This is a genomic window from Flavihumibacter rivuli (genome assembly GCF_018595685.2).
Lineage (GTDB): Bacteria > Bacteroidota > Bacteroidia > Chitinophagales > Chitinophagaceae > Flavihumibacter > Flavihumibacter rivuli.
Map to the genome: position 1 here is coordinate 598,343 of NZ_CP092334.1, position 19,305 is coordinate 617,647.

Genomic DNA, 19,305 nt, shown 5'->3' on the forward strand with positions numbered 1-19,305 from the left:
TATATTTGCACCCCGTTAAGCAATTAACGAATGCCCAGGTGGCGAAATTGGTAGACGCACCGTCTTCAGGTGGCGGCGCCGCGAGGTGTGCTGGTTCGAATCCAGTCCTGGGCACAAAGCCCCAAACCACGAAAGTGGTTTGGGGCTTTTTCTTTTCACACACATGCGAGCTCGCTCGCTCATGTGTGTGCAAAGAAAAAGCCAACCCTTCGACGCAGGAGAAGGGTTGGGGCTTTGGGTAAGACCAGTCGTTCGGGATCGGCTTTAGCCAATCCAGTTTCGCTCACTATCCAGCTCGCTCGCTTTAAACCCCATCGGGGTCTCCCGAAGGGGACCCCGATGTATAAAGACGAAATAATTTATCCAACCAACACCTAATCTGATCTTCCAACTACCCGTTGGTCATAAGACACAACGGGGGACAACGGGGATATTTAATCTGTTTGCACCTAGTGGAATTTTTCGAGCGTCCCCACTGAATTTGTAACCTACTATTCATCAGGGTCCCCTTCGGTAGACCCTGATGAGGAAGAAAAAATATTCTGAAAAATTAATCCTGTTCATCTCCATCTCCCCGCATTCCTTCCTTCACCGTGAGCCATTCAAGGTAAACCACTATCCCCACCACCACTATTTCCACCAAAAAATAGATAGTGCCCAGCAAGGTAAGCTGGCCAATATAGCGGATGACTATCCCCAATGATACCAAACAATAGGTGGTATTGCCAATGATAACGGGTATCAACAACCTGGCCGAAGAAGGGTTAGTGAAGAAGTAACAACCGAAGGAATAGATAGCAAAGATCAATCCTATGAACGCAAGCCCCAGGATAACGGTCTGGGGTAATCCAAAATACCCACGGAAGGGCAGGACGACCAAAAATAGCAAGGTCATAGTGAGGGTGGCACCCAGTCCGTCTATTAACAGGACTTTGCGGGGGGATTGTATGAGTTGTTTCAGTCTTCCCATAATAGTTGAAATGCGATCATTTTGTATGTGGACTAGGTGTGATATTTTATTTAAATATCCTGAATCATAGGGAGGATAATACAATTTGATTCCAGGCCTATTGGATACCACAACTTCCTTCTTTAGTTCTTTATTTGATAGTTATTCTATTCATCAGGGTCCCCTTCGGGAGACCCTGATGGGGTGAAGGTATGGGTACACGCTAGCCCCTCCCGGGAGACCCTGATGGGGTAGAAAGTATAGAATAAATAGCCTGAACTAAAAGAATCCGTTCTTCATCTTTTGATTGGCCGGTGCCGTGAACTTCCTGAAATAGATACTTTTCTCCTTTTCACTGGTCAGTAGTTCCTTTAGCGCTTCCATTTCTGCTGCTGTCTTCTGCGACTTGTAGCATTTTTCGGCAGCTATGGCCCGGGAGGCATCCTCATCCGAATACCTGACGGCTACCTGCAGGTACTGTGCATCAACATAGCCCAGGTCTTCGTCATCTGTTACCTGTTCCTTTTTCCAGCCAAGAAAGTATAGCGGGTATTTGTCTACCCACCCTTCCCTTAGCAGGATCTCGGTTGTCGCCGCACCGACGACTATATGTTCCGGGTGGCCGTATTCCCCATCGGGACCGAAGGTGATGATGGCGTCAGGATCAATCCGGGTAATATGCTGTTGCAGCTCTTTTAGGAATTGTTTGCGACCATTCAGGTAGGGACGGACGCCGTTCCGGGTGTCGAGCCTGTCGATTCCTAAATAGATCGGGGGAAGTATTCCCAGTGCCTGGCAGGCGCAAATGGTCTCCTGCCTGCGAATCCTACCCAAGGAATCCCCTTCGGGTATATTGGTCGCCTTCGGGGAGTATTTACCGTCTGTTGCGATGATGACCTGCACCTGGTACCCTTCCCGTGCATATTTGGCCAGGACTGGCCCGATCATGTTTTCGTCATCGGGATGTGCGAATATGCCCAGGATGGTCTTTTGGCTTTTGGTTTGTCCATTTACGGCTATTGCCAGTAGCCAGGTGAATAGGAGGAGGGACATCTTTGGCATATGATAAGGTTAGGTTTGTTATAGGTTGCCATACCCGTTTTCGGTTGCTCCTGTCTGGTAGTTCGTCAGTTCATCAGGGTCCCCTCCGGGAGACCCTGCTGGGGAAGAAAAAATCACACCTCAGCGGGGTCTCCCGAAGGGGACCCCGATGCTCTTTTCTCTCTTCATCTTCCCGATAGTTTCCTCAACACTTCCATCGCTTTCTCCACATCATTATGGTGCACAAAAATATGGTCGTGATAATAGGCCGCTACCACATTGCAGCTGATGCCTTCCTTACTGAGCGCAGTGGCGAAGGCTGCTGTTAATCCCACTGCTTCCAGGGAGGAATGGATGGTAATGGTGATCCATGCGGCAATATAGCTATAGGCAAGCCCCAGCTTGTCTGCCAGCTCCTTATGGATGATGAAGGTATGCCCTTCTTCTTCCCTGAAGTACATGATGATGTCTTCGAACTGCAGATTGCCGGTTTCGGCAAGGGTACAGAAGACATAGTCCCCGGCTACCTGTTTGGGTTCAAGTCCTTTCAGCAATAGGCTAAGGTCTTTTTCTCCGCTCATGGTTTTGGTGATATTATCGAAGGCTCTTAAATGGCAATGCTGCTTTTCCGAAATCCTATCCAATGCTCCACGGTTAAATGAAACCCTGTCTTTACTGGTCTTTCCGGAAACAGTAGCCTTGTCATTCCCAATATAGGATTATTTCTTATTCGGGCCTATGCAGGCAGGATATGGTGTCAGCAGTGCAATTGGGGATTTTCCTTATGCGGGATGGGGGTCTTGTTCTTTCAGTACCAATCGATGATCCGCTCCCTTAACCGGTCATAGAGGTCTTCTTCCAGGTAGGGCTCATTTTCCTTAGAAAGGGTATCCAGGTCCTTTTTGATCTGCTCAATGGTTTCGGGTGGAAAAAGTTGGTCGTTCACCAGGTGCTTCCTCAGGTAGGCGATCAGGATGGTATGGCAGTTGGCATTGAAATTAATGTTACCATTACGTTGGGCCTCGTCAGCCAGTTTTTCAATGGCCCTGAGCAATTCCCCCTGAACGGTCTTCGCCTGACCCGATTTGGGGACATAGGTTTGCCAGATATACCTTCCTGTGTCGAGATAGGCTTCCGGGCTCATTTTTTGGGCGCTGGTTGTAAAGGAACAGCTCAAGGCAGCTATTGCCAGAAGTATTTGGATGTTGCGGTTCATGGTCGATTTCCGGCTTTTAAGATACCCCAATTTTTGGATGCTTGTACCGTCATTGATGGTTGGCTGGCTCCTTTTCCTGGGATGGGTTGATATTTCCCCATTTGTCGTAGCATTGAAGGAAGCCTACCGGAGGTAGTCATTGGTCCTGGCTAGCTGGTATTCGGGAGAGCATTCGAAGAAGTAATTCAAAAGGGTGAGGTGTCCAGCGCCATAAATGACGAGGATCCTGTCCGTTGGTTGGACCGCTATCCGCTGGATGTTACGGAAGATTTTCAGGTTCCTGCTGAACCACCTCCCTGTTTCAAAATCAACACCGGTAAAATCCCGCTCTTTGGATTCATACTTAAAGAGCCCGATCAGGTAATTGCCCATGTCTTTTTTAATAGTTGTTTCATCATTGGCCTGTACGAGGGCAGGCAGGATGCCTTTTGTTTTAAAGATCCTGGGTTGGATGAATCTTTTGGAAGAATCGGGGTTATGGTTGAAATAATTTTCGAACCGGGTGGCTTCCAAACTGTCCTGTCCATTCAGGATACCATTGATCCGTTCCGTAAAGTTTCCCCATTCATCTACGCAATACAGTGTTTTGATGCCCAGCTGACTGGCCAGCCTGAATCCTATTTGTTCTGCTTCATCCCTTTTGAGTGAGTACTTCCCCTGAACGTATTGGTTAAGGGTAGAATCAGTGACATGTTGTTCCGAAACAAACCTTTCAATAACGATCACCGTTGGTTTGAACCTCGCTATTTTTTCTGCAATTTGTACAATCTCTTTCTGGTATTTGGGTTCCAGGACATCGATCTGGTCGTTTTTACTGACCTGCTGTACATCAAGGTTGGGAAAATTGAAATGGAAACACCCCAGGGTCATTACCTCAACCTTTTTATCCTGCGCCCTTAGCGCCGAACAGGAGATAAGCAGGAGCAGGGGTATTAATCTTTTCATACGGATGGTTGGTTTGAAATAGTTATCCCTTCAGTTTGTCGATGAGTTCATCTGTGTTCATTACAATGGCAAATTCATTATGCAAGCTGGCCAATGCGGTATCATGGATCAGTTCAGCAGGATAGTTTTGTCCGTCTGCACCAACCTTATTAAAGGTGGCACAAGCATCGGCAACCAGGAAAGTTTCATAACCGTAGTTGCCTGCCATCCGGGTAGTGGTGGAAACGCAATGGTCAGTCGTAAGCCCGGCAATGACCAGTTGGCTGATCCCTGCATCGTCTAATTGTTGTTTGAGGTCGGTTCCTATAAAAGCACTGTTGACATTCTTTTTGATGACCGGCTCACCTGCTAAGGGTTTCACCAAATCTTTGATCTCATTGCCTTCCTGGCCTTCTGCCAGCCTGGAATCGGGATTGGAGGAGCAGTGTTGGATATGGATGACAGGGAGGTTGTTTTCCCTCCAGTAGTGCAATAGCCTCGCTGCGTTCGCTTCGGCAGCCGGGTTGTTCCTTTGTCCACCCCAATAACTGATATCTTCGAATCCTTTTTGGAAATCTATTAAGACGAGGGCTGGGTTGCCTTCCAATGAAATTGACATGATTATTATGGTTTAGCTAGGGAATATTCTTTTATCGGATAAATGTACTGCAATGGTCGGTTGGTGATCAGGAGAATTGGATGGTTTGCCGATAGGGCAGGATGAACTGTAAATGGATTGGAAGGTGTTTCTATGGCAACCACCCTCCTGATAAATGAAAGCATGCTGGATTTTACTGCAATGGGGTTATTTATATGCGTTCTCGACCTCTTTTAGAAAGTTATCTAATGCTGCCCTGTCCAACCATTTACCTTTCAGCATTACCCCACGGATCGACCTGGTATTCCGGATATCTTCCAGCGGATTCTTATCGAGCATGATAAAGTTGGCATTTTTACCTTCTTCTATCGTGCCTTCGGTTGGATAAGTTCCCAGGTACCTTGCTGGATTCACCGTGCTTGCCAACAAGATGTCATAAGGTTTGAGTCCGGATTCCTGCAACAGTTCGAATTCCTTATGGATCGAGAATCCAACGATCACCATCCCATAAGTGTCGCTTCCGGTCAGCAATTTCACTTCATGTTGGGAAAGGTTTTTGGTGAACGCTTTCATCCATTCGAAATTGGCCTTGAAGAAATCCTTTGCCTTCATCCCGTCAAACTCTTTGTCCTTCAATTTGCGGTAATCGTTCTTTTCCGAGAGGAATGCATCCCGCTCTTTACTGGCCAGGTATTTGCCCAGGCTGTCCTTTTGGTAGGCGGCGAAGGTTTTGTCATCGAGGCAATTATTGATGAAGTCAAACACTGAGAGGGTGGTGCCGATATAAATACCACTTGCTTTTATTGTAGTGGTGACCTTTTCAAGTGCCGGGTCCTGTAATTTGAAAAAGGATCGACCAGTATTCGCATCCTTGATATAGAGGAATTCCTCAATATGCTCTATGGAATGCATCCGTAGGGAATATTCCAGCGGCAGCTCCCGCTGGCTATGGCCCAGTACGGGAAGGTTGTTGGCCTGGCATTCTGCCAGTAGTTTCAGGTAAATATCCCTGGGGAGGTTATCTGCTATCTTGAGGAAATCATAGCCCTTTTCCTTATGCTGCTTAACCATACTCGCCACCGCTTCCTTATTGGCAAGGTCAGGTGATCTCAGGTAAGGACCGGTAGTGAAATAATTGGGTCCGGTCAGCTCGCCTGCACGCACTTTGTTCCTGATGCTGATATGGTCCTGCCCCGGCCATTCCGCCATGTTCCGGGCCGTGGTGATGCCATTGGCGATCAGTAGTTTGAAGTCGCTTTGGATATCATTGCTCCTGAGGTGGTAATGCATTTCCGAAAGTCCCGGGATCAGGTAGCGGTTGTTCCCGTCAATACTTCGGGTGATGGTATTGGTTAGGGGCTTTGAAACAGGTTCTATCCTGAACACTTTCCCACCTGCTATGATCACCCGCTGATGCTCCAGGATTTCTTCCGTTAGCATGGTGATGACATTGACATTTTCAATGGCAATGGTATCTGCCTTCTGTGCTTTGGTAGCTATGGTGCCTGCCATCAGGAACAATATCACAAATAATTGCCTGGTCATATTATTAAGCATTGTTTAGGTGATTGCCCTTCAGTAGCTGCCTGATAGCGGTGAGGTGGGAAAGCAATACCAGCGGGACGATGCAGCCCGGCAACCAGATAAAGGGGAAATGGAGCAAGGCAATATTGGGTTGTTCAAAACCGAATCGCTGGAAAGGGAAGGGGGCTGAAAGAACGCCATGAAAGACAATGTTCAATAATAAACCCATGCAAAGGATATTCCATGCGAGCAATAATGTCTTATTCATTCCCTTACCCTTGTTGAATCCGAAGTAGAGAACGAAGGGGGCTGTCAGGCCGGAGAGGATATCCCAATTCCTGCCTTCGAAGGTCATGACCTCCGGAACCGTTTTGTACACGAAAAGCCAATACAGGACGAGTTCTACAGGTATCCTCACGATATGCAGGATCGTTAAGGTTTTGAGGTCAAGTTGGTCAAGGAATGCCCTGCCTGCTTTGGTGGCGAAGAGTCCAAGGATCAAGAGTAGGGGAGGCAGGACCAATAGGACAAACCTGGGTGGCAAGGTGTTGGTGACGGTATAAAACCCTGTAAGTCCAATTATGGCCTGAATTGCCAGCCATGCCAGCAGGATGGAAAGGGTGATGATGGATCGGTTTGAGGCCCTATAAAAATAATAAACGGTCAAGAGTGCAGAGGCTCCTAATACAATGCCTATGTAGGCGGGTAAATTTTCCATGTTTAGGTCTTAAGGTTTAAAGATGGACCTGGATTCATTTACATAGGTGGAGAATCGGGTCATTTCATAGGGGATGGGTGATTCGTGTGACCGACCTGTAATGCTGTATGTTGATATATGGCGCGACAAGCTACGATTTTATGGTATCGGGATGGATGGATTTGTTATGAATGGTTGTGCTTTTATCCAAATAGGTAAGGGGCTTGTGTGAAGCCCTGCGAGGATAGGCGCTGCTTGGTTTACAGTCATTTTGTCCCTGGCAGGAGGCTCTGATGGGAAAGAAGTTCCTCACCTCAGCAGGGTCTCCCGAAGGGGACCCTGATGAATAGTAGGTGGAGTTCCATCGGGGACTCCCGTAGAGAACTCCTATGGTGTGATACTATGTAATAGCCCCCGTCGCCCCCGTTCTGTCTTATGACTAACGGGTAGTTGAAAGATTAGCTTAACTGTTGGATGTATACATATTTCGCCTTTTATACATCGGGGTCCCCTTCGGGAGACCCCGCTGAGGTTAAAAATTCTCTTACCCCATCAGGGTCTCCCGCAGGGGACCCTGATGAATAGTAGGATGGAGTTCCATCAGGGACTCCCGAAGAGAAGTCCTTTGTGGTGAAAATATGTAATAGCCCCCCGTCGCCCCCGTTTTGTCTTATGACCAACGGGTAGTTGGAAGATGAGCTTAACTGTTGGATGTATACATATTTCGCCTTTTATACATCGGGATCCCCTTCGGGAGACCCCGCTGGGGTTAACTTTAAGAGCTGTTGGTGGTAACACATAACAGCGGCGCAGAATAGTATTGCATCGCTACAATCTTACCCCATCAGGGTCTCCCGAAGGGGACCCTGTTGTACAAGGGTCCGGGAATTGGACGGATGTCTAATCGGGTTTACTAGTCCTGGATCAGGTACAAAGTATTTAAGAACTGTCCATCATTACGATTTTACAAATGAAATGCACTATCCAGGGACATTAGGCACTTCTATTTGTAAATTTCCCGTGCCTTTTGTAAAATTTATGTTTATAAATACTGTCCTTTCCCGATTTGAAGAGGAGTTTAGGACATTGAATGGATCCATTTCCATGATACTTCTAAGTTCAATGTATAGATGGTCTATCCTCGATTCTTCCAACTCTATCCTGATGTTGAGGGAAATATCTGAGAAGAACTTAAAATCTACAATATAGCCATGGTTTTTGACCAACTGGTTGATTTCTTCAATCGCTGCATGTCGCTCCTTATTACTATATGCCGTCCAGAAGATATTTTCCATTGTGTAGGTAAATTAACATAGGGCTATTCACTTCGATTTACCGGGTATTGATGAGTAGAAATTCTGCCTTTAGTGGCTATTTGTAATGCGAAACTAAAGTAGTGAGGAGCAATTGTAGAACCAAATATTAGAATGGTTTATCCATGAGGTATGAATTATAAGCAGACAAATGGGCAGTGTTGCCTGAATAGATAGTGAAGCTATAGATTTACTTTTTTTCCTGGTATTGCCTGCGGATCCGGCTTAGGCTTTGAGGTGTAACGCCTAAGTATGAGGCGATCTGTTGAAGTGGTACCCTTTGTTCAAGGTGGGCATACTTTTCCCTGAAATCCTGGTACCTCTGTAGGGTTGTTTTACTCAATGCTGAAACCGTCCGGCTTTCATGCCAGATAATTGAATTGCGATACAGGATCAAAAAAAACTTGGTTAGTTTAGGGATTTTTTCAGACAATACCTCCAGCTCGTTTTTGTTTATCTGTAAAACAAGGGTGGGTTCAATGCATTCAATGTTGTAATCTGATGGTTTTTCAAGGTAATGACTCCTCAGGTCTCCTATCCAATGGTCTTCAATACCAAAATATACAATATGATCCCGTCCATTTCGATCTACAAGGTACATTCTGGCAAGTCCGCTCACTACAAATGATTCATGCCTTGAAATGTCGCCCTGTTGTAAAATAAATTGATTCCTCTTGTATTGCCTGATCCTGAAGGATGATTGAAGTAATGAGGTTTCCTCTTCATCCAGAATGATGCCTTTTTTTGCAATATTTTGAATTAAGGATTGCCACATATGATTGGATTGATGGATGAATAATGTTGAAATTCACTTAATCCAGAGTAGGATAGTATTAAGCCAAATGTATTGATTAAGTAGCTATTAGGAATTGTTTTTTATTATATAGGTTGATAGTAGCCTTCTTGTTATGGAGGTATGGGTGAATAGGCCTGCTAGCGTGAATAGGAATGGTTTTCTATCATGATTGCTGTTACGTTTGTTGTTTTTAGTGTATTTCCTGATGGATGAGTAAAGGTATTTTGACTATATCCCCTTTATGGAAAGAAGCAATTTCCTTTATGTGGATTGGAAGATTGGATAAAATCATTGGGTAGTGACTGAATTGTAATTGGTTTCATTTGCTGGTAATAGTTCGCCCGATTCTATGGCTCCTTCAATGTCCATGAGATAGCGATTGATGCGGCCTACCTTAATTTTTGCAAAAACTCTATAGCCCGTTGTCCTGTTTCCGGAAACGATCAAATTCGAGATTTGCACCTTTCTTCCTGAATAAGTGTATTCCAGGGGTTGCCTGAAATATTTGTAATGGTTTTCGTCCAAAATCCGGCTTGATTCTTCTTTGATGAATGCAAATGATTTATCTGGGAGACTTCCTTTTCCTAGTATGACCAGGCTATCCGTATAAAAGTTCCAGCCGTTTGAGGCTTTATAACATGAATTGTTGATAGCTTGATTAGCTTCTTTTCTGGATTCGTATATTCTTCCCTGTGCCTTAGTCTGTAATCCGGCTATAAAAATGGCTGAGACGAATAAAATCGATCTTTTAGTAAGATTTTTTTTGTTCATTATCGATTGCTTGTTTGATTTATTGGATGCTAATAGATATTGTTTAAATTGATTTTCATTGATACAGTAATACTTGCTGATCCTTCTGATCTATTATTTGAATTCTATGCTGTGGTTTAAGAATCCAAGGTTTTAATTTAAACCGGGTGCAAAATTCCAAATTTGATTCACTTCCTGCATTACCATTTGGTAAGAAATAGGGTTGCCAAATGGTAATCGTACACTTCATTATTATCCAGTTTTTTATTTTTTATCATAGCGTTTTTCCTGCTTGTTGTGAGCCTGGGGTATTCTTAAATATTCATATTGCCTTTTGTTGATTGCTTTTTGAAATTGAATCTCCGTTAGCGAATATGTATGGTTGACTGGTCTTATCATTTTGTAAGTATATTTCTTACCAGATGAGATTGGTGGAAGGTTAAGTAGTGCAGAGTTTTGCATCCTCAATTTCCTGTTTGTGAAATCGGGATAATTTCTTCATTTATTAATCTGAATCAGTAATGTGTTTGAAAAAGTTCTTTTTGAATGGTTTATTCATAGTTGGATTGGGTGCTTTTTGGGTGTTTGATTCACAAGCTCAGATCAGGGCTAGTAATGCCTTTAAATTAAACCCTTTGTCCTTATTGTATCGCACCACTAATATATCCTACGAAAGAGCTGTTTCTTCGAATCAGTCTTTGCAAACTGGTTTCATGCTTTCTAAGGTCAGGTTAGGAAAATACCATTACTCTGGTTTGGGCTTTACGCCTGCTTATCGGTTTTTTGTTTCAGGCAGCAGGGAAGCCCTTAATGGAATATATGTCAGCCCTTTTTTTAGTTTCCGGAGTTTTAAGATAAGGGAAAGTAACACCAGTTTATCTGCTTCCTTTTATACGATTGGTGGGGGTATGCTGTTTGGATGGCAAAAGATATTCGACAGTGGATTCGTACTCGATATGTTTCTGGGCCCTTCCTACAGTGATGCTACATTTACCAGGAAAGATGATGGGGAATCCTTCGTATTGCGCAGTATTTATGCCGGCTATGGCATGAAGGCGGGTGTTACTATTGGGTTTGCATTTTAAAACGGTTTGTGTGGTTTTCGTTTTGTTTACATTGAAAATTTTTAATTATAAATAGTGTAATATGGTAAAGAAGGTTTTATTAATTTCTTTCAGTGTGCTTACTGTGTTTTCCTCGTGTCGGAAGAATGATAGATTGGATTGGAATGACAGTATCGTTCCTACACCAGAGAATATTCAAGGTGTATATGCTATCAAAGGGGCTCGTTGGGGAAATCTTAATGTATTCGATAATTCATTTCCGGATGCTAACGCAGTTCGTCCTTGTGATAAGGATGATATTTATCGGTTGGGTCCTGATTATTCATTCAAAGTGTCTGATATCGGTATGGTATGCAGTCCCTCTAATAATGAAACTGGTACCTGGTCCCTGATTGATTCAAAAACCCTCAGGTTGAATCATGACCTTGGAACTATCTATTTTTTTGACGGAACTAAATTGGTATTGAAGTATAAAGTCAATGGGAACTGGTTAACGGTTTCCTTTATCAAGCTATAATGTTTATTCCAGCTTAATCTGTTTTTAGATTAATGCTACTCTGGAGATCAGAACGGTTATTGATGCAGGAAGGAATAAGGCTTATTGGGTGGTATTGGATAATGATTTGGCATAGTAGATGTTGTAAGGGTAGTTAGTTTGTTGGATGAGGTGGAACTTGTTTCCATTTTTAATGGTTTAGAGATCAGGTGCCTTTTTAATGGCGCTGAATAAATCCTGCTGTTTCCCAGTAGGATTTTTTTGGATTTTGGGGTTAGTATTTTAGTGTGGCAATTTTTAGGTTTAAAATACTTGCATTTGGTTGCATCGTATTTTGTCTGCTAACATTTATAGATTGTTATCTCTTTTTAACTGCCTTAAATGTTCCGTTTGGTTGAATGGATGTAAAACCAATTGCCTGGTTACCTTCCATTTGAAAAGTGATCCTGTATCCCTGTTTCCCTGTAATAGTAAATACGTCTTTTGAAATGGGCAGTAATTCATCATCTGCCTGTCCGGGTACTTTTGACCATATCCTGCCATTCCTGTTCTCCAGCACAATGGCAAGGTTGTAGGCTTCCAGGAGGTAAGTGCCGGTATATTGCCCTGCTTCATCTGCTGTAAGCATATAGCTTCCCTTTTTGGTGAGGTTATTGAGTTTTACGCGGGTTTCGGATTTATCATTTTTTTCCAGTGATCTTCTGTAATAGGCGACTGCATTAACTGTATCTTTTTGGGCAATGCAAAAGTCGCCATAGGCTTCGAGGGCATTACTGCTTTGCGGGAAATTTTCGAGGTTGAGTTGGAATAACGCCCCTGATTTTCTGAATTGCTTTTTGAATAAGGCCTCATAGCCTAAATAGTTGATAAAGCTTTCAGGTGGATAATTGGCATAGCCCATTTCCCTGGAGACTTTTGTATAGTGTGCTTTTAGTTTGTTGGCGATCAACGCTGAGGTGTCGAGAAAATCTTTTATGGTTGCTTCAAAGGGATAGTAATCAAAGATGTACCGCAGTCCATCATATTCACTGATCAATGGAACGGAGTTATGGCCTTCTTTTTCATAGAAGCTTGATGCGTATTGCAGGCCGTTCTTGTTGCCTTTCAGGAATTCATCCAGTTTGTAGATGGCCCGTATATGCGTAGTCTCTATGGTCTTGTCTGTTTTAAGGGCAGCTAATGCCATACCCTTTGGCATCGTGTTCGCAATGCCAATGAATAGTTTTGTCCGGTCCAGTTTTTGGCTGGGGATCTGGTTTTTTGCCTGATTCAGGAATCTTTCGTTGTCAAACCACATGCTGGGGTCGATGGCAATATAGGCATGGAAAAGACTTGGGGAATGGGTGAGGATATTGATGGCTGTTAGACCACCCAATGAATGCCCCACCAGTAGCCTGTATGGGGCTGTCGAATAGTTTTTGTCTATATAGGGGATCAGTTCTGATGACAGGAAATTGACGAATGGGTTGGGGGCATAGGGTTTGCCATTTTGCTCCTTTGCCGGTGTAAGGTCCCGCGTCCTGTTGGTGTTCTCTATCGCTACTACTATCATTTCTGGAAGGATGCCATTTCCGTTGGCCTGGCTGAGTTGTTGGATAATGCCTACTGTTGACAGGAAATGTGCTTCCCCATCCAAAATATAGAGGACCGGGTACTTTCTTTCATTATTGTTGTCCAGACTGGTTAGGCCAGGTGTATATACCCTAATGGTCCTGTTTTCCTTAAGTACATTGGAATAGATGGTTTCCCTCTTGCCAATGAAAAGGCTGTCCTTTGGTTGGGAAAAGCTTGTTGCATTTAAAAGGATCAGCATGCTAATGATCAGGAGAAATCTCATGAATTTATTTGGCGTTTAATGGTGGTTAGCAGACAGATTATATCTTGTTCAAAAAGGCTGGCAAAATCCAATCTTTAGCTGTCCGGATTAATGTTTATTATGTAATAATAATAAAAATTTATTGAAAAACAATAAAAAATTGCCTCCTGATTGCTTACCGCCCTATTTTACCCGAATGTGGTATCTCTATGAGAACCATGATGATCAATGATTTCATGAATTTATTTCTCCTTCTAAACATCGGGGTCCCCTTCGGGAGACCCCGCTGAGGTTAACTTTAAGAGCTGTTGGTGAAAACACACAACAGCGTCGTAGAATATACTTGCTTCGCTACAATCATACCCCAGCAGGGTGCTCCCGCAGGGGACCCCGATGGGAAATTGAAGTATATGTCACCCTATATAACCGAGCCATGGTTGCCGCTCAGAGACCCAGCGGGTTTCCTTATTTGTAGCATGGTTGTACATAACGATTAATCACCACGAGCCCCGTAGGGTGCTCCTTATTTGTATTTTCGCCGCTGCTGGTAATAGTACCAACAGCGGCGAAAAACAGCTACTATAGGAATGAACTCTTGCACCTTCCTGTGGACCATTAATGCATCAAACTATTTGTCCGCCAGGAAGATTTCGGGAGCGGTTAATCCGGTCTCTTCAACCACAGTGGGACCTTGAATGATATTGTAATCTTCATAGTAACTCCTGATTCCCAGAAGCCTTGCCATTGGATTGGCCACCAATCCGATCAGCTTTTGCAGGAATACCGGCGGGCCGTCAACTATGTAAGAATCAAAGCCTGCCTGCTGTAGCATGGCTATTTGAAAGATGGTCCCTGGTTCCCTGGTAAAATTGGGATGGCTCTCCATATACCCATAGGTTTGAACCAGGTGGTAGGCAAATTTCTCCGGGAAGGCAAATGTGCCCTTGGTTCGAATGGTGTCTGCTGTTTCATTATAGGGCTGGTGTGGGGTGCCTTTTGGAATACGAATGACTTCCCCGGGATGCAGTTTTTTGACCTCCCCGCCGACCCAGATGCTTAGTTCACCGTTCTCGATTTCAAAAACTTCATCAAAGCCATCATGGATGTGTTTGGGAGGACCGGCTGCAAATGGTTCAACCTCCAGCCTGCAGTGAACATGACCATTCTCCTGTTTCACTACCGTTTGCCGGAAGCCTTCTGCCTTGCTGTAGAATTGCTGTCCCGGGTGGAAAAAAGTGGAGACCTCCGGTTTTCTTTCCGGAAAGATGACCCTGTGAAGGAGATTGCCAATGACCAGGTAAAGACCTGTTAACATAAGTAGGTACATGGCCGCGCGTTTAATTTTTGTTTGCATGGAATAAGTGTTTTTGACGATGCAAAGCTCAGGTATGCGGCCAGCGTGAAATTGTATATATCGGACAAATCGGGGAAATGCGGTCCTAGTAAAGGATATGAAAAGGCAATGTCCCTTTCTGTTTGCGGTAACTGTTCGGTGTCATCCCGGTGTAAGATTTGAATACCCTGCAAAAATGGGCCTGGTCATAAAAGCCTGCTGAATAGGCCACAGCTGTTAGTGACAGGTTCTCATCATGGATGAGCCGGATCGATTCCAGGAATTTCTTGTAAAGGGTAAGCTCTTCAGCCGATAAGCCAAAAAGACTGTGCGCAACCCTGTTCAATTGCCTGGGGGAATAATATACCTGTTGCGCCAAAACATCCACCGATTGGAAATGTGCCGGCTGCGCTGCAGTAAAGAGGTTGGACAGCAATTGGGAACGATGGCAGATCGGCTCGGTGAACTGGGGTAATTCCCTTTCCAGCAACTGGTATTTTTCAATAAAGGAGTCCAGCTCTGCCAGTTGGTGCCACAAGCGATCATATTCCGGTTGGATCAGGGTGAGGTCAAGGATAGTATTATTCAACTCAGAGGGAAGGATACCCAGTAAAGACTCAACGCTGTAAGGGTGAAGCCTGATGCCCAACAGGTGGTGCTTGCCAACATAATCTGACTGGATACAATGGGTATGGATGCCCTGGATAAAGCATCGGGGTGCCTGTGCAATGATCTCGCCCCCTGGCATAATACCCTGGATCTTCTCCGCGAAATTGAATACGATCTCTATGATGCCCTGGGGCAGGATCAATTCGCTGGCGTTTAGGTTGCCTTCCACTTCCCAGATCATGCTCACATAATCCTTCAGTCGGGAGTTTGATGGTATGGTATAGGCAGTGTTCATCGTATTCGAAAATAAAATTATACATTTCTTTTCGAATCTGTCCTGCCGTAATTGGACCTTATGGTACCGACGACCGGCTGGTGCAACGGTTTTCGCTATCCTGTTTGGGCCGGCCTATTCCTTTCCTTATGCGTCCAGCCATTCCTTCAGGGCCGGGGTATTGCTTTGGCTGGTCCGGTAATAATTCTGGTATCCTTTCATTTTTACCGCCAGGGTATTCCTGGTGTCGCGCTCAATTTTCTCTATATGCTGCTTGCTGATGAGTTCACTCCGGTTGATCCTGAAAAACTCCTGTGGGTCCAACTGGGCCTCGAGCTCCTTCAGGGTCGAATAACCCAGTATATGTTTCTTCCCCGATTGGTCGAAGGCGAATACCACCCCATCATTGGCCTGGAAAAAAACAATGTTCTCAATATCCAGGAAATAGACATCATGATGGGTGTGGATGGTGAACCTTTTCTTGTATTTCTTTTCAGCGAGTTTCTCCTCGATCATTCTGGACAGGTTGCCCAGCAGGTCATCCCGGTCTTTTTCCGAATGGCGCAAGCGCAGGAACTTATCCCAGGCTTTTTGGAACCGCTCCTGTGAGAAGGGTTTCATCAAATAGTCTATGCCATTGCTTTCAAAGGCATCCATCCAGAACTGGTCATAAGCGGTTGTGAAAATGATCGGACATTTCAGGGAAACCTGCTGATAGATCTCGAAGGCATTGCCATCCTGCAGTTCAATGTCCGATATGACCAGGTCTATGTCCGTGGCCCTAAGGAACGCAACGGCACCTTCTACACTGTTGATCTCCCCGGCAATCTGGACGGGTTCCTCCAACGCCTCAATGAAGCGCCTGAGCTTGTTCCTTGCGGGGATCTCATCTTCTATGACCAGGATCTTTATCATGGTAGTCATTGTTCCTGAATAATGGGAATGGTAACGGAGAATTGGTTGGTGGATGCATTCACCTCGACCTTCCTTTTGGTGAGCATGGTGTATTGTTCTTCCAGGTTGATAAGGGCTTTCCCGGAGCCTCCCGCTGCCCTTTGTTTCGGGATTCGGTTATTGGATACCGTGATCTGTTCGCCTATGTGTATGACTATTGCGACAGGTCTGTCTTCCGTTCCCATATTGTGCTTGACCGAATTTTCGATCAGCAGTTGAAGGGTAAGCGGGACTATAAAACCCTTGTCATCCTGGCAATCGATATGGAGCTGATAGGCATTGCCGTATTTATAGCTGATCAACTGGAAGTATTGCTGGGCAAAGGCCAACTCTTCCCTGAGGGGTACAGTGGACCTGTTGGTGGACTGCAATACATAACGATAGATATCTGCAAATTCATGGAGGAAGCCAGAAGCTTTCGTCCTGTCTTCATAAATGAGTTGGTCCAGTACATTCAGGTTATTGAATAGGAAGTGGGGGTTAAGCTGGGACTTGAGCTGGCTAATCCTGCTTTCCGAAAGGGCCTGGTTATAATTGGCCAATTCTTCCTGCTGTTTCCGGTTCTTCTTGTAGTAATAGAAGGCCAGGTAGAAACTGCCGTAGATAAACCCGTCCAGCAGGTTGGCGAAGTTGGTCTGGAGAAGGGTAGCGCTGTTGAAATTCCTTTCAACATTCCCGAATAGAATGGAGATCGACAGGCTGATCAGGTTGATCAGGACCAGGCTGGTGAACAGGGAAGCGCCAAATATCTTCATCATCTCCCGGAGGTTGAAGAGGGCTGACCGCTGCCATTTATGGGTAAATAATTGTAGTGCCAGGAAGAGAATGGTGACCGTGATCAGGGTGGAAATGGCGCCGTCCGGGGTGAAGGTGTAGGCATTCAGTTCCTGCCTGACGAGTATCCTGGAATGGATGGTTTGCGCATACGCGAACAGTACAATGAAGGCTATAAAGTACCGGTTCTCCTTTATGGTGGTCCAGTTAATGTTCAAGGCTGCAATTTGGGCTTAAATTAATCAATAGCCCGGTTATTGCCGGGCTATTGGTCGTAAGGTATTATTTTTTCTTTTCCGGGAAGGAGGCGATGGTGTTTCCTTTGTCGTCAAAGAAATCCAGTTTGGCATTGTTGTCCTTGTCCACATAGAACATGGCGCGGGGCATCCCTTTATCGTCGAAGAGGAACAGGCCATTATTCTGGCTCCTGGTTTTTCCCAGCAATACCCTGGGCGCACCGCCGATCAGGCCAGCTGCTTCATATTCCTTGTATTTCTTCCTCATGGCATCAGGGTCCTTTTTCCCCAATGCTTCCAGTTCCTTCATTATCTCCAGGGAGCGGGCTTGTGATTCCTTGCCGGGACGATCATTGAATGCCAATACGCTTCCTACATAGCGTTCATTTCCTTCCTGGTAATCCTCTGTAAGCAATTGAACTACCTGGTCGCCATCGTATTGGTCATAGGTCAGGGAGAGCCCGGCGCTATGGCCATTGGCCGATTTCTTCCCGTCATAGATGAATCCGCCGCATTCGATCCCATCTTCATTAAAGAAGAGCATACCGGAGCGTTTTTTCCTGTCCTCATTGGTGGGCCTGCTGTTTACCTTATCACTGCCGTTGGGGAACCTGTTCACATTTGTAATGATCATTTTTACCGTGCCGTCCTTTTCCACGATATTGATCCTTTCTACATCTATTTCGCTGAATTTTTGGTTACCCCTGGTTCTAAAGGCGGAACTAGTGAGGAATACCATTCCCATCACGGTGGCTGCTGCAAATGCCCTCAGGAAGATCAATTCTTTGTTCATGGTTAATTGGTTTGTTTGAATAGCTTAATGGATACGAAGCTATTTCGGTGATTTTTTGGATTACAGCTAAACAAATGAATAGGGGAGTTTTTCCGCTGAACTACGGAAATACAAGGTTGAGCGAGCATCGAAATGGGTTTTTTCAGGTAAATGAATAGTTGGGATACCAACCTGGTTCTTAAAGTTTTCAAATATTGTCAGGATTGCACTCCAGGTTTTCAGGTCTTTCTGGTTTGTGTGGAATTTGATAGGTTGCGATTTCCATGCTTTCCATACTTTGAAATGTCCCTAATGGTGTTGGGCTGAACTTTCTCGCAGGTATACTGAAGCAATATAAAAGTTTCCATATATGGAAACTTTATTACCTTTGGCAAAAGTCTGGTGAGTGCGCTATTTTGAGACAAGGTTTTTAGAGGAGGCAAGTGAATATTTAGCCAGTCTTGACCAGAAGGCAGCGGCGAAGGTTATTTACAATATTGACCTGGCTGAACAAACGAATGATCCAAAACTTTTTAAAAAGTTGCAGGATGATATTTGGGAGTTCAGGACCAGGTATGCGGGACAACAAATCCGCTTATTGGCCTTTTGGGATAAATCGAAAAAATAGATACGCTTGTAATAGCGACACATGGGTTTGTCAAGAAGGTGGACAAAGTGCCTGTAAAAGAGATTGAAAGGGCCAAAAACCTGCGAAAAAGATATTTTGAAGTGAATGCCAAAAAATGATCATCATGGCAAAGACAAGAATGAAAACATATTCCCTTGCCGAGATGAAAGACAAGTATTTCGGTAAAAAAGGGACAAAGAAAAGGCAACAATACGAATACGAACTCCGTATGGATGTACTTGGTCACATGATAAAGAAAGCCAGGCAGGAACGCAACCTTACACAAGAACAACTGGGGGCCTTGGTGGGTGTGCAGAAGGCACAGATCTCCAGGTTGGAAAGTAGCGCCAACAGCGCCACTATTGATACCATTTTAAAAGTATTTAAGGCGTTAAATGCTGAAATTCATTTTAACGTCACCATTGAGGATAAACAATTGCAGCTTTCCTGATATGCAGTTTTAGGATGGTGGTAAAACTGTGTAGGCATTGGTTCTACCGCTGATGGTGTTAGGGTCGCAGGTAACATTTTGTTAGGGCTG

Annotated in this window: 22 protein-coding genes and 1 tRNA gene; 6 read left to right on the forward strand and 17 right to left on the reverse strand. The window is 44.7% G+C overall.

Going from position 1 to position 19,305, the window contains the following annotated elements; translation table 11 throughout:
* Positions 1-32: 32 nt before the first annotated feature.
* Positions 33-114, forward strand: a tRNA-Leu gene (locus tag KJS94_RS02575).
* Between the two features lie 436 nt (positions 115-550).
* Here the strand turns inward: KJS94_RS02575 and KJS94_RS02580 are convergent.
* The 11 genes from KJS94_RS02580 to KJS94_RS02625 form a co-directional block, all read right to left on the reverse strand.
* Positions 551-970 (reverse strand): hypothetical protein, encoded by a 420-nt coding sequence (locus KJS94_RS02580; protein ID WP_214447188.1) that lies wholly within the window; start codon positions 968-970, stop codon positions 551-553.
* Between the two features lie 258 nt (positions 971-1,228).
* Positions 1,229-2,011: a PIG-L family deacetylase gene (locus KJS94_RS02585; protein WP_214447189.1), complete on the reverse strand. Its 783-nt coding sequence runs from the start codon at positions 2,009-2,011 to the stop codon at positions 1,229-1,231.
* Positions 2,012-2,175: 164 nt separating this feature from the next.
* On the reverse strand, positions 2,176-2,634 hold the full coding sequence (locus KJS94_RS02590) for an ACT domain-containing protein (RefSeq protein WP_239804264.1): 459 nt from the start codon (positions 2,632-2,634) through the stop codon (positions 2,176-2,178).
* A gap of 164 nt (positions 2,635-2,798) precedes the next feature.
* Entirely contained in the window at positions 2,799-3,206 is a 408-nt protein-coding gene (locus tag KJS94_RS02595) for a hypothetical protein (RefSeq protein ID WP_214447191.1), read from the reverse strand.
* A 123-nt stretch (positions 3,207-3,329) separates the two neighbouring features.
* On the reverse strand, positions 3,330-4,151 hold the full coding sequence (locus tag KJS94_RS02600) for a DUF5694 domain-containing protein (RefSeq protein WP_214447192.1): 822 nt from the start codon (positions 4,149-4,151) through the stop codon (positions 3,330-3,332).
* 22 nt (positions 4,152-4,173) lie between these two features.
* Positions 4,174-4,749, reverse strand: coding sequence for a cysteine hydrolase family protein (locus KJS94_RS02605; protein ID WP_214447193.1), 576 nt, complete (start codon positions 4,747-4,749; stop codon positions 4,174-4,176).
* A gap of 186 nt (positions 4,750-4,935) precedes the next feature.
* A complete protein-coding gene (locus KJS94_RS02610) occupies positions 4,936-6,273 on the reverse strand; it encodes an amidohydrolase family protein (RefSeq protein WP_214447194.1) in 1,338 nt (445 codons plus the stop codon).
* A 4-nt stretch (positions 6,274-6,277) separates the two neighbouring features.
* On the reverse strand, positions 6,278-6,970 hold the full coding sequence (locus KJS94_RS02615; RefSeq protein ID WP_214447195.1) for a DUF8737 domain-containing protein: 693 nt from the start codon (positions 6,968-6,970) through the stop codon (positions 6,278-6,280).
* A 959-nt stretch (positions 6,971-7,929) separates the two neighbouring features.
* The gene (locus KJS94_RS02620) at positions 7,930-8,244 is read right to left on the reverse strand and encodes a hypothetical protein (protein ID WP_214447196.1); all 315 of its coding nucleotides are present in this window, start codon (positions 8,242-8,244) and stop codon (positions 7,930-7,932) included.
* A 208-nt stretch (positions 8,245-8,452) separates the two neighbouring features.
* Positions 8,453-9,037 (reverse strand): Crp/Fnr family transcriptional regulator, encoded by a 585-nt coding sequence (locus KJS94_RS18230; RefSeq protein WP_214447197.1) that lies wholly within the window; start codon positions 9,035-9,037, stop codon positions 8,453-8,455.
* 309 nt (positions 9,038-9,346) lie between these two features.
* Positions 9,347-9,829 (reverse strand): hypothetical protein, encoded by a 483-nt coding sequence (locus KJS94_RS02625; protein WP_214447198.1) that lies wholly within the window; start codon positions 9,827-9,829, stop codon positions 9,347-9,349.
* 506 nt (positions 9,830-10,335) lie between these two features.
* Between KJS94_RS02625 and KJS94_RS02630 the strand changes: the two genes are divergently transcribed.
* Both KJS94_RS02630 and KJS94_RS02635 read left to right on the forward strand, forming a co-directional pair.
* Complete coding sequence (locus tag KJS94_RS02630; protein WP_214447199.1) at positions 10,336-10,893, forward strand: DUF3575 domain-containing protein; 558 nt, start codon at positions 10,336-10,338, stop codon at positions 10,891-10,893.
* A 61-nt stretch (positions 10,894-10,954) separates the two neighbouring features.
* Positions 10,955-11,389 carry a hypothetical protein gene (locus KJS94_RS02635; protein ID WP_214447200.1) on the forward strand — a complete coding sequence of 145 codons (435 nt, stop codon included), beginning with the start codon at positions 10,955-10,957 and terminating at the stop codon, positions 11,387-11,389.
* A 337-nt stretch (positions 11,390-11,726) separates the two neighbouring features.
* Here the strand turns inward: KJS94_RS02635 and KJS94_RS02640 are convergent, their stop codons facing one another.
* From KJS94_RS02640 to KJS94_RS02665, 6 genes are all read right to left on the reverse strand, one after another.
* Positions 11,727-13,205, reverse strand: a complete 1,479-nt coding sequence (locus KJS94_RS02640) for an alpha/beta hydrolase-fold protein (protein WP_214447201.1) — start codon at positions 13,203-13,205, stop codon at positions 11,727-11,729.
* Between the two features lie 607 nt (positions 13,206-13,812).
* Positions 13,813-14,511 carry a cupin domain-containing protein gene (locus KJS94_RS02645; protein WP_239804265.1) on the reverse strand — a complete coding sequence of 233 codons (699 nt, stop codon included), beginning with the start codon at positions 14,509-14,511 and terminating at the stop codon, positions 13,813-13,815.
* 112 nt (positions 14,512-14,623) lie between these two features.
* Positions 14,624-15,421, reverse strand: coding sequence for a helix-turn-helix domain-containing protein (locus KJS94_RS02650; RefSeq protein ID WP_214447203.1), 798 nt, complete (start codon positions 15,419-15,421; stop codon positions 14,624-14,626).
* A 126-nt stretch (positions 15,422-15,547) separates the two neighbouring features.
* Positions 15,548-16,324, reverse strand: coding sequence for a LytR/AlgR family response regulator transcription factor (locus KJS94_RS02655; protein ID WP_214447204.1), 777 nt, complete (start codon positions 16,322-16,324; stop codon positions 15,548-15,550).
* Positions 16,321-17,346: a sensor histidine kinase gene (locus KJS94_RS02660; protein WP_214447205.1), complete on the reverse strand. Its 1,026-nt coding sequence runs from the start codon at positions 17,344-17,346 to the stop codon at positions 16,321-16,323. The genes KJS94_RS02655 and KJS94_RS02660 overlap by 4 nt, the downstream gene beginning before the upstream one ends.
* A 64-nt stretch (positions 17,347-17,410) precedes the next feature.
* Complete coding sequence (locus tag KJS94_RS02665) at positions 17,411-18,157, reverse strand: hypothetical protein (protein ID WP_214447206.1); 747 nt, start codon at positions 18,155-18,157, stop codon at positions 17,411-17,413.
* Between the two features lie 385 nt (positions 18,158-18,542).
* Between KJS94_RS02665 and KJS94_RS02670 the strand changes: the two genes are divergently transcribed.
* Genes KJS94_RS02670 through KJS94_RS02675 form a run of 3 tightly spaced genes read left to right on the forward strand, consistent with a single transcriptional unit; the run spans position 18,543 to position 19,215 of the window.
* On the forward strand, positions 18,543-18,764 hold the full coding sequence (locus KJS94_RS02670) for a type II toxin-antitoxin system RelE/ParE family toxin (RefSeq protein WP_256449991.1): 222 nt from the start codon (positions 18,543-18,545) through the stop codon (positions 18,762-18,764).
* Positions 18,761-18,883, forward strand: coding sequence for a hypothetical protein (locus KJS94_RS18260; RefSeq protein ID WP_440136704.1), 123 nt, complete (start codon positions 18,761-18,763; stop codon positions 18,881-18,883). The genes KJS94_RS02670 and KJS94_RS18260 overlap by 4 nt, the downstream gene beginning before the upstream one ends.
* 5 nt (positions 18,884-18,888) lie before the next feature.
* Positions 18,889-19,215 (forward strand): helix-turn-helix domain-containing protein, encoded by a 327-nt coding sequence (locus KJS94_RS02675; protein WP_239804266.1) that lies wholly within the window; start codon positions 18,889-18,891, stop codon positions 19,213-19,215.
* The last annotated feature ends 90 nt before the right edge of the window (positions 19,216-19,305 follow it).

Bases quoted from the DNA above. Each gene is read 5' to 3' on its own strand.
- KJS94_RS02580 (WP_214447188.1), bottom strand. From the start codon at position 970: ATGGGAAGACTGAAACAACTCATACAATCCCCCCGCAAAGTCCTGTTA.
- KJS94_RS02585 (WP_214447189.1), bottom strand. From the start codon at position 2,011: ATGCCAAAGATGTCCCTCCTCCTATTCACCTGGCTACTGGCAATAGCC.
- KJS94_RS02595 (WP_214447191.1), bottom strand. From the start codon at position 3,206: ATGAACCGCAACATCCAAATACTTCTGGCAATAGCTGCCTTGAGCTGT.
- KJS94_RS02600 (WP_214447192.1), bottom strand. From the start codon at position 4,151: ATGAAAAGATTAATACCCCTGCTCCTGCTTATCTCCTGTTCGGCGCTA.
- KJS94_RS02605 (WP_214447193.1), bottom strand. From the start codon at position 4,749: ATGTCAATTTCATTGGAAGGCAACCCAGCCCTCGTCTTAATAGATTTC.
- KJS94_RS02610 (WP_214447194.1), bottom strand. From the start codon at position 6,273: ATGACCAGGCAATTATTTGTGATATTGTTCCTGATGGCAGGCACCATA.
- KJS94_RS02615 (WP_214447195.1), bottom strand. From the start codon at position 6,970: ATGGAAAATTTACCCGCCTACATAGGCATTGTATTAGGAGCCTCTGCA.
- KJS94_RS02620 (WP_214447196.1), bottom strand. From the start codon at position 8,244: ATGGAAAATATCTTCTGGACGGCATATAGTAATAAGGAGCGACATGCA.
- KJS94_RS18230 (WP_214447197.1), bottom strand. From the start codon at position 9,037: ATGTGGCAATCCTTAATTCAAAATATTGCAAAAAAAGGCATCATTCTG.
- KJS94_RS02625 (WP_214447198.1), bottom strand. From the start codon at position 9,829: ATGAACAAAAAAAATCTTACTAAAAGATCGATTTTATTCGTCTCAGCC.
- KJS94_RS02635 (WP_214447200.1), top strand. From the start codon at position 10,955: ATGGTAAAGAAGGTTTTATTAATTTCTTTCAGTGTGCTTACTGTGTTT.
- KJS94_RS02640 (WP_214447201.1), bottom strand. From the start codon at position 13,205: ATGAGATTTCTCCTGATCATTAGCATGCTGATCCTTTTAAATGCAACA.
- KJS94_RS02645 (WP_239804265.1), bottom strand. From the start codon at position 14,511: ATGTACCTACTTATGTTAACAGGTCTTTACCTGGTCATTGGCAATCTC.
- KJS94_RS02650 (WP_214447203.1), bottom strand. From the start codon at position 15,421: ATGAACACTGCCTATACCATACCATCAAACTCCCGACTGAAGGATTAT.
- KJS94_RS02655 (WP_214447204.1), bottom strand. From the start codon at position 16,324: ATGACTACCATGATAAAGATCCTGGTCATAGAAGATGAGATCCCCGCA.
- KJS94_RS02665 (WP_214447206.1), bottom strand. From the start codon at position 18,157: ATGAACAAAGAATTGATCTTCCTGAGGGCATTTGCAGCAGCCACCGTG.
- KJS94_RS02675 (WP_239804266.1), top strand. From the start codon at position 18,889: ATGGCAAAGACAAGAATGAAAACATATTCCCTTGCCGAGATGAAAGAC.